This window comes from Bartonella grahamii ATCC 700132, assembly GCF_000518085.1.
GTDB lineage: Bacteria > Pseudomonadota > Alphaproteobacteria > Rhizobiales > Rhizobiaceae > Bartonella > Bartonella grahamii.
Genome location: NZ_JACX01000035.1, coordinates 1 through 2,500, shown reverse-complemented (window position 1 = coordinate 2,500; position 2,500 = coordinate 1). Strand labels below are relative to the sequence as shown.

Below are 2,500 nucleotides of genomic sequence, written 5' to 3'. Positions count from 1 at the left end.
TGGGATCCTCACATCCTTTCCCACTTAGCCATAACTTGGGGACCTTAGATGGTGGTCAGGGTTGTTTCCCTCTCCACGACGGACGTTAGCACCCGCCGTGTGTCTGCTAGTTAGTTCTTCCAGGTATTCGGAGTTTGGTTAGGTTTGGTAATCCGGTGAGGACCCCTAGCCCATCCAGTGCTCTACCCCCTGGAGAATTCGACTAACGCTCTACCTAAATAGATTTCGCGGAGAACCAGCTATTTCCGAGTTTGATTGGCCTTTCACCCCTAGCCACAAGTCATCCCAATCTATTGCAACAGATACGGGTTCGGCCCTTCAGTAAGTGTTACCTTACCTTCAGCCTGCTCATGGCTAGATCACTCGGTTTCGGGTCTAATCCAACGAACTGAACGCCCTATTCAGACTCGCTTTCGCTACGCCTACACCTACCGGCTTAAGCTTGCTCGTTAGACTAAGTCGCTGACCCATTATACAAAAGGTACGCCGTCACCCAGAACGAATCTTGGGCTCCGACTGTTTGTAGGCATTCGGTTTCAGGTACTATTTCACTCCCCTTGTCGGGGTACTTTTCACCTTTCCCTCACGGTACTGGTGCGCTATCGGTCATGCACGAGTACTTAGGCTTGGATCGTGGTCGACCCATGTTCAGACAGGATTTCACGTGTCCCGCCCTACTCTAGGACTTAAATCAGATTTACGTATACGGGACTATCACCCACTTTGGTACGACTTTCCAATCGTTTCTACTTTTCTTAATCTAAGCCACTGGCCTGGTCCGCGTTCGCTCGCCACTACTAACGGAGTCTCGTTTGATGTCCTTTCCTACAGGTACTTAGATGTTTCAGTTCCCTGCGTTTGCTTCTTACACCCTATTTTATTCAGGTGTAGATACCTTTATCTGACGACTAGAAAACTAAACTGTCTTTTTGCAAAAACAGCTTAATTTTTCTAGCCATCAAAGGTGGGTTGCCCCATTCGGAGATCTACGGATCAAAGGTTATTCGCACCTCCCCGTAGCTTATCGCAGCGTATCACGTCCTTCATCGCCTGTGCATGCCAAGGCATCCACCAAATGCCCTTAAGACACTTGATCGTTCTCATTGCCAATATTCATTCACTGTTTGTCCGCATTCTTTGTCTTGTGCAAAACAAAGCGCAAAATAAACATAAATATCAGCAGAAAAGACCAGCTTCTCGAGATATATTCAATGGCGCGGTTAAGCTTCCAATCATAAGCAAGGGTTTTGAGCATTCCCTTGCGACACAATGTCTCTTTTTCTAAATTAAGATTTCCTCTTCAGATAAAGACTTCTCTTTTAAGATCTTTTTTAAAGATCTGCTTTCAAAAACCTTTATTTAACAACAAGCATTTTCCCAAGAAAGTATTTTTCTTAGGCTAAAAACTTGCACCTCAGAAGGAACCTTAAAAAAGGAACATGTCTGAATATATCTTCTCTTCACAATTTCAATAGAACAAGCAAAAGGGTATAACCCCCCTTACTAAACCGTGTTCTCACAACACGATGATGACCAAATGGTGGAGCCGGACGGGATCGAACCGACGACCCCCTGCTTGCAAAGCAGGTGCTCTCCCAGCTGAGCTACGGCCCCTAAATAATGCTCTCTCAAATCAACCATAACCAAATTCATCAACTTGAATTACCTGTCCTGTTTTGATTTGTATCATGTAAATTTATCTGTACCACTGAAGGGACAAAGCCTCTTTGGAAGCTTAATGGGATAAATTTAACAAACAATCTCTGAATGATAAAATAAAATCTTTAAAAATAAACAAAGATTGAAGAGGCTTTAATACGCTTAAGCTTTATACTCTTGGATAAGCAAAAAACGAGCATAAATTGGTGGGCCTGGGAGGACTTGAACCTCCGACCTCACGCTTATCAAGCGCGCGCTCTAACCAACTGAGCTACAAGCCCTCCGGGATAAACCGGAAAACCTTCCCCGGTATCATCTTAAATTACTGGAAAAGTTTTTTAGTTATTTCCTTTTAAAGCCTTTTTTAAAACCCATAAGTTCTGAGTAAATCCATGGTCTTTGAAATCCATAGCGCCTTGAAATGCATGTTTTTCTTTGAAAAAACGTGGAGGGATTATGACGCTAGGCTTTATTTTAAGAGATCGCCAGAAGGCTTGGGATCATCATCTGAAGAAAGAGAAACGAAGACGGCTAGTCTGCTTTTATATTGTCAACACATGAGCACTAAGCCCTCAAATATTTCTCTCAACAGAGGTAGGGGCCTCAAAGAGACGGGGGGGGGGGATCCTCTTTATTACAAAGAGGGGTCTCTTTTTTGTGAGAGGGACTCATTGAGAGTTAGCGTCATATGCACGGCTTAAACAAACTCATGTTTAAACCTTGTGTCTAATCAGATCAAAAAGGGAGGGATTTTTAACAAGCCCTATTCTTGATCATCCTTAGAAAGGAGGTGATCCAGCCACAGGTTCCCCTACGGCTACCTTGTTACGACTTCACCCCA

Annotated in this window: 2 tRNA genes and 2 rRNA genes (1 of these 4 cut by a window edge); all 4 read right to left on the bottom strand. The window is 43.9% G+C overall.

Features of this window, described 5'->3' with window-relative positions:
- Positions 1-1,096 (bottom strand): 23S ribosomal RNA (locus U736_RS0107975) (it extends 1,719 nt beyond the left edge of the window).
- 442 nt (positions 1,097-1,538) lie between these two features.
- A tRNA-Ala gene (locus U736_RS0107965) sits at positions 1,539-1,614 on the bottom strand.
- Between the two features lie 249 nt (positions 1,615-1,863).
- Positions 1,864-1,940 (bottom strand) — tRNA-Ile (locus U736_RS0107960).
- A 502-nt stretch (positions 1,941-2,442) separates the two neighbouring features.
- Positions 2,443-2,500, bottom strand: a 16S ribosomal RNA gene (locus U736_RS0107950); the annotation flags it as partial.